Annotated in this window: 2 protein-coding genes; both read left to right on the plus strand. The window is 65.6% G+C overall.

The features are described from left to right. Positions 1–337: 337 nt before the first annotated feature. Positions 338–1,612 carry a YrhB domain-containing protein gene (locus ACWDKQ_RS06650; RefSeq protein ID WP_450137757.1) on the plus strand — a complete coding sequence of 425 codons (1,275 nt, stop codon included), beginning with the start codon at positions 338–340 and terminating at the stop codon, positions 1,610–1,612. Positions 1,613–1,906: 294 nt separating this feature from the next. Continuing rightward, positions 1,907–6,617: WXG100-like domain-containing protein (locus ACWDKQ_RS06655; protein ID WP_450137758.1), on the plus strand; the 4,711-nt coding region annotated here is incomplete at its 3' end.

The following is a 6,617-nucleotide window of genomic DNA, read 5'->3' on the forward strand; positions in this document are numbered from 1 at the left end:
GCAACTTGGGTTCGCTGGTAGGCAGAGGCACCGTGCACAAGGCACTTTCCGGTCGGGGCCAGACCGCGGCGTGGTGGTCGCCCGTGCCGACGTCCAGGTCGAGGAACACGCCATGTGTGCTGGTCATACACCAGGTACTTCGCGTTGTGCGAGAGCTGGTCACCGGTCGGGCATCGAAGGCTGTCATGGACAGGCGTCTCTCACATACACCACCAGGGAGACAGTGGTCCGGGCGGGCAGGTGGTGCCTGACGTTCGGGTAAGAGGTTTGGGGACTGGGGGTGGTGGGCCTCATACTGCGCTGGAAATGGTTTGGCGAGTGACGGGGGCGCAGCGGCATGAACGAGCTCGCGGAGCGGGCGCGCTCCTGGTTGCACGACACGTATGGACATCGTGTGGTGTTGAGGGATGAGGAGGCGATCCTCTCGACGGAGCGGGTGGCGTTCTTCGGTTGCCGCTATGTGGAGTCTGATGAGCCGATGTTGGCGGCGACGATCTGCGTGCCGCGGGACGGGGCGGATCCGTTTCCCGCGTCTAATGCCGGTCCGCTGGATGAGGCTCTCAATGTGTCACGGTCCGAGCCGGGGGCGTGGCGCTGGCGGGTCAACGCACGGAACTGTGTGATCGCGACCGATGCCGCGGTGAATTGCCGGCCTGCCTCGGCGCTGCCGTGGGATCCGGCCGGCGAGACGCCGGGCTGGTGGGATCGGATGCTGGCGGCGTATTTCCCCGATGCCGAATTGTTGATCTGCCCGACGTGGGCGGATGTGAGCAGGGCCATTGTGGACGGGGGTATGGGGACTCGGGCCGTGGTGTGGTTGCGCCGTCAGCTCGGTGGGCGTGAACTGGCCGGTCACCTGCTGTATGCGGACTACGTGGATGACGCTGTGGTCTTTCTCGACGGTCTACGTGGGACTATCGCCGAGCAGAATGACGCCGAGGTGGCTGAGCTTGTGGTGGCGCGTTTCCGTCGCCCGCATGATGAGTCGGTCGGCGGGCTGCTGCCGTCGGAGGCCGCGGCGGGCGAATTCGCTGGGGCTGTTGAGAAGGCGGAAGCGTGGCTGGGGTACCGCTATGACGGGGAGGTGGGGCTTGTCTCTCCTGATCCGGTCGATGAGACTGAGCGTGGCTGGTTGTTCGCTTGTACCACCCGGAGTTTCCAGGACAGTGGTGACTGGCGTGACCAGATGCTGGATGCGGCTGTGGTGGTCCCGAAAGCGGCTGGTGAAGAGCCGTTCGGTTTGCCAAACCGTGATCCGTGGGCGTGGCTGGATGACTGGAATGCCGGAAAGCCGGGGTTGATGCCGCCGCCGGAGCCCGCGCAGGCTGCGTGGTTTGATCCGATGGTGGCCCAGCTCGGCCCTGTGGTCGGTGTTAGTGTTCATGAGCATTGGTACGGGGTTTTGGAGGAGATCGCTTCTTTTCCCGCGCAGACCCAGGTGCTGGTGTGGTTGCGGAGGAGGGATACCCGGGGCCGGGAGAGTGTCGGACACTTGTTGGTGGCTGTGAACGATACCGATGGTGTTCGGCTGTTTGACCCGATGGATGGGCGTGCTCAGCCGCTCATCGAAACCGCACCGTTCGAGTTCCGTGTCATGCGCTTTGGCTCGTGAGTACGGATACGTGTTGCAGTTCACCTTTTCGCTCGCGAGCGTATCCGTCGAAAGCGATGCCTTCATGACCTCGAGCGGGGTGGTGAACCTTGCTACTTGGAGGAGCCGTGTTCTCGTCGTGAGAGACGTGTTGTGGTTCGGGAGCCGGGCGGCTGAGGTCGCCCGGCTCTCGGGTTTTTGCACGTCACAGCGCCGGTGGATCCAAGGGCTGGTTCACAGCGGGGCGGAAGGGCTGATTCCCGCATACATCGTTGCCGCGATGTGTTGTGGCGGCGTTGAGCTGGGGTGGTTGTGATGTTTTCGTCGATCATGGTGTCGGAGGGGGTGCGGCGGCTTTTCCAGGTGTTGACCGGTGAGGATATGACGGATGCGGATGAGGGTCTGTTGTTCGCGGTGGCGGATGCGTTGGACTCCGGTGCGGCGGGGGTGGGGGAGATGGGCGGGTTCGTGGCGGAGTTGGTGGCGAAGGTGCGGACGGAATTTTCGGGAAAGGCGGCGGACCGGTTCGCCGACGGGCTGGATAGCTTCGATGGGCTGCTGGCCTCGGGTGAGGGGGCGTTGCGGGAGTTAGCGGTGTTCGTGCGGGATCTGGCGCGGCAGGTGCGGTATTTGAAGCTGGTGACGATTTATGGTCTGGAGTTGCTGGCGTTCGAGATGGCGTGGGCGGTGTATTGGGCGCCGGCGACTGGTGGCGCGTCGATGGCGTGGCTGGCCGCACGGTTTGCGGTGATGCGGTTTTTGTTGTCGCGGTGGTGGGGCCAGTTGTTCATGCGGTTGGCGATGGCGGCGGCCGGTGGTGTGGCGTTCAACGTGGTGCCGGACCTTCAGGCCCAGGGGCAGATGCTGGGTGAGAAATCGGCCCAGAAGTGGGACGGGAAGCTCAGTGAGCAGGCGGCGGGGATGGGGGCGTTCTCGGCGTTGGTGTCGCTGCCGTTGTCGGCGGTAGGCGGACTGGTCGGCAACGCGTTGACGAAGGTGCTGGTGCGGGGGCTCGGCGATGAGGTGGACGAGAAGATTCTGGAGGCGGCGGCGAAGCGGGCGGTGGACGAGCACGCGGAGAAGTATCCGGTGTCGGCGATGGCGCGCTTCGCGGATGCGGTGGGGGAGCACCTGGATGATTACGCGGGGATGTCGGTGCGGGGCATGTGGTCGGCGCGGTTCGGCAGCGGGATCGGGGAGGCGTTGTCCGAGGGCCTGGGCGAGTTGTTCGGCGAGGTCGGGTATCAGGCGGCCACGGGCCAGGAAGTGACCTGGAACCCGTTCTCGGTGACGGCGGGCGTGTCCGAGTCGGTGTTCAGCGGTGTGGGCAATCTGGCAGGCTTGGCATGGCGGGGCAAGCTGCACCCGCAAGGCCCAAGCCCGTACCTGGCCGACACCAGCCGACGTCCGGACACCACCACCGACGGCGGCGGGTTCGACGGGGAGAAAACCCCACTGCCGGGGGCAGGGCCTGGGTCGCAGACAGGGAATACCCCTGGCTCCCCGGGCAAGGACAACACGTTCGATTCCTCCAATACCTCGAAGCCGTCCGATGCTTCGAAGCTGCCCGATGTCTCGAAGCTGCCCGATGCGGACTCTGTTTTCCCGGTCGGGCCGGTGGATTCGGCTGCGGTATCGGTGCCCTCCGGCAAAGACCCCGCGGGGTCCGCTGCCGTGGACGGCAAGGACAGCAAGGACAGCAAGGACAGCAAGGACAGCAAGGACGTCAAGGACGGTAAGAAGGGTGCTGATAGCGGCGTGCCGGGCGGGAAGCCGGCTCGTGGTGTTCCAGAGGTGCCCGGTTCTAGGCAGGAACGGCCAGGCACACCGCTGTCGGCACACTCCGACGGGGTAGTGGGTTCCGGGCAGGACCGGTCGGCGACGCCGCCGCCGGCGTATTCCCCTGATGACGTGGTGGGTTCCGGGCAGGACCGGTCGGATACACCACCACCGGCGTACCGTCCGGTTGCCGGTGGCGATCAGGTGCCCGGAGTGCATGGTGTGGATGTGCCCGGGAACCGGCCGCTGGAGGTGCCTACCTCGCAGACACCGGATTCACCGGCGGTGACCCCGCATGCTTCTGGTGCGCCTGTGGATGCCGCGCTGCCGGAGACTGGCAGGTCCGGGTCTGTCGTGGACTCCGGCAGTGGTGTGGTGCCCGCGGGGCACGAGTCCTCGCCGGATGGCTGGACCGGCCACGATGGGCATTCCGGTGCGGACCCGGTTGCGGCGCATGGGGATTCGCATGTGGGCTCGGTTGCGGCGCATGGGGATTCGCATCGCCAGGACGGCACTGCGGTGTCGCCGGATTCGACGATGGTGCCGGCGGACGGGTCGCAGCCGGCCCCGCCACTGCATCGGGATCCGGCGGCGGTGCTGCCCGTGGGGTTGCCGGTGGACGCGGTGCGGGTGTCGGTGCCCGCGAATGTGGTTGCTGGTGGCGGGTTGGCGGAGTTCGTGCGGGGCGGTGTGACGGGTTCTACGGGCGGGCCTGTGCTGCTGGTCGCGCAGGGCAATCCGAGCGCGGGTGTGGTGGTCTCGCCTGGCCAGGGTTTGGCCCTGGCGCAGGGGGTGGGGCGTGATGTTGTCGCGTTGACGCCGGGCCAGGGCGGGCGCACACCGCAGTGGACGGTGTTCGGTACGGACGGATCGGCTAGGCCGGTGACCGGGCCCGGTGCCCCGGTGCCGGCCGGCGGACACGGGAGCCCGGCCGGGCTGGCGGAGGCCTCGACTGCTGTTCCGGTTGGTCCGGCAGCGTCGGGAAGACCGCCGGTGGGGCAGTGGTCGGGCACGGACCTGCGCGCCGAGATCGACCGGGCGAGGAAGCTGGAGTTGTCCAGCGAGGTAAAGGACGCGGCGCGGCGGATCGTGCACGGCACGCATGACCCCCGGAAGCTGGCTCGTGGGGATGCTGCCGTGTCGCTGGAGGACGTGATCGCGCTGGTCGCGGCCGAGCACCACAAACCCGGCGGTGATGACCAGGACGAGGTGGGGTTCTCCCGGGCGCTGGCCGACAGGCTGGGCACGCAGGGCAGCGGACTGGCCATCCACGCCGGAGCCGGGCCGGAGGGTCACACAGCGGGCGGCAGTGCGTCGTCGGGCAGCCCAGCATCGAGCCGGACCGAGACGCGTGAGGAAAAGAAGGCATGGCGGTATGCAAGGAACACCATACGTCGGGCCAAAAAGAAAGCGGCGCAGCGTGCGCGGAATACGGAGTTGGGGGAGTCGCTGAAGAAGCTTAAGGCTGACCAGGCTTCGTTGGAGGCGTCGCCGGGGTGGGACGGGGCGGATGCGGGTTTGCGGGAGCAGTGGGAGGCGCTGCAGGAGGAGATCGAGCCGGTGCAGGCGGAGCTCGACGAGATTGAGGCGGAATATAAGCGGTTGCGCGCCCAGGACTTGGACCGTGTGCGTCGGTATCAGCGGAAAAAGAGGGCTGCGAAGCTGCAGGATGCGTTGTTGGGCGGGGAAGGGTCTTCTGCTGGTGAGTCCGCTCAGGTAGCGGAGGAGTCTGCGGCGGCAGCCGAGCTGCGTGCGTTGATCACTAACGCGGAGGCTGGGTTGCAGAGGATGCGCGATGAGGGGTGGCCAGTTTACGTAGGCGGGGTGAATGTAGGTGTAGACCGTGTGATCGCTGATGTGCGGGCGCACGTGGCGGGTGTGGGAGTTTTCGGGGGTGCTGACGGTCTCCTGAATGTGTTGGCTCATTACGTGGTGAGTCATCCGGGGGATGGCGTTGGCATGGTGGAGTTGGAGGAACGGTTTCACGAGTTGACGGCCGCGGCGCAGTTGCATGAGTGGGAGGGGATCGCGGATCGGGATGCTGTGGACCGGTTGTTGGCTGATGCGGATGGGATTTTGGGGCCGTTGAAGGCGTCGGATCGGTTCCGGGTTGTGCTGGCGCACTGGTTGGGCGAGCACCCGGGCGACTGGCAGGGTGCCCAGGCGCTGCGGGTGGAAATGGCCGGTTATCTGTCCGGTGACCTCGACCTTGGCATGGCGAGGAGTGGTTTGACTCGCGACGCGATCAAGGAGGTGAGAGCGAAAGAGGAAGGTTGGCAGGCAGATCCTGTTGGGAACGAGGCGGTGGCTGGGGCCGTTGCTGCCCCGATGATGCGCGGGGCCGTTGTTGATCCGGGGCTCAGCGTTATTCATCAGTTTAGATCGGTGAAGCGGACGTTCGCGGATGCCAGTAGGGCGTTGCGGCAGTTGGCCGACGACCACGGTCAAGATGCCGTGGACCGTTTGTACGCTCCGGCGGAGAAGGTCTTGGGGCCCCTGCACGAGTCCCGGCCCTTCCGGGATGTGATCGCGCACGAGTTGATGAAGAACCCGCGAGATGATCAGCAGTTGCAGCAGTTGATGACGAACCCGCAGGCCGATGAGCAGTTGCAGCAATTGCGGTGGAGACTGGTCCGTTACCTGGCTGGCGACCTGGATGGTGGTGCGGACTCGAGTGCTGCCGACGACTTGCTTTCCGCCACGGTGACCCCGGCCCCTGGACCGAAAGAGGCTCTGTCTAAAGGATCGCAGATTTATTCGCGGCGCGTGGCGGTGGGCAAGGCGCTTAGTGGTTTGCCGGACAAGGATGCTGTCGAACGGGTGCTGCGAGACGAGGCACGTGCGGACGGGCTCCGCGGGGGTTACAACAGCGGGTCCGATTTGCAAGCTCGGTTCAAGAGGTCGAAATCCTGGGCAGACCCGATTCTTGCTGATGTCCGGAGGCAGCTGACATCCGATTTGAACGCTGCGGTGGGGTCTCTGCAGCAGATTTTGGCGGAGGCGGAGATAAGCACTGACCTACGGCAAGCATATGAAGCCAAGATCGCGGCGTGGTCGCCTATTCATAATCGGACGCCGCTCAACGAGATCCACAGCCGGGTAGTGGACGCTTCCGTTGCTGTTCGGGAGTTGCGCCGGAATAATGCGATACGGGAATTGCAGGAGATTTTCGAGACTGCACGCGGCGGGTACGCGCGGCTGGAAGCTTGGCTTGGTCCAGATGATGTGGTGATCCGTGATTTCGACG

Source organism: Saccharopolyspora sp. NPDC000995 (genome assembly GCF_053599315.1).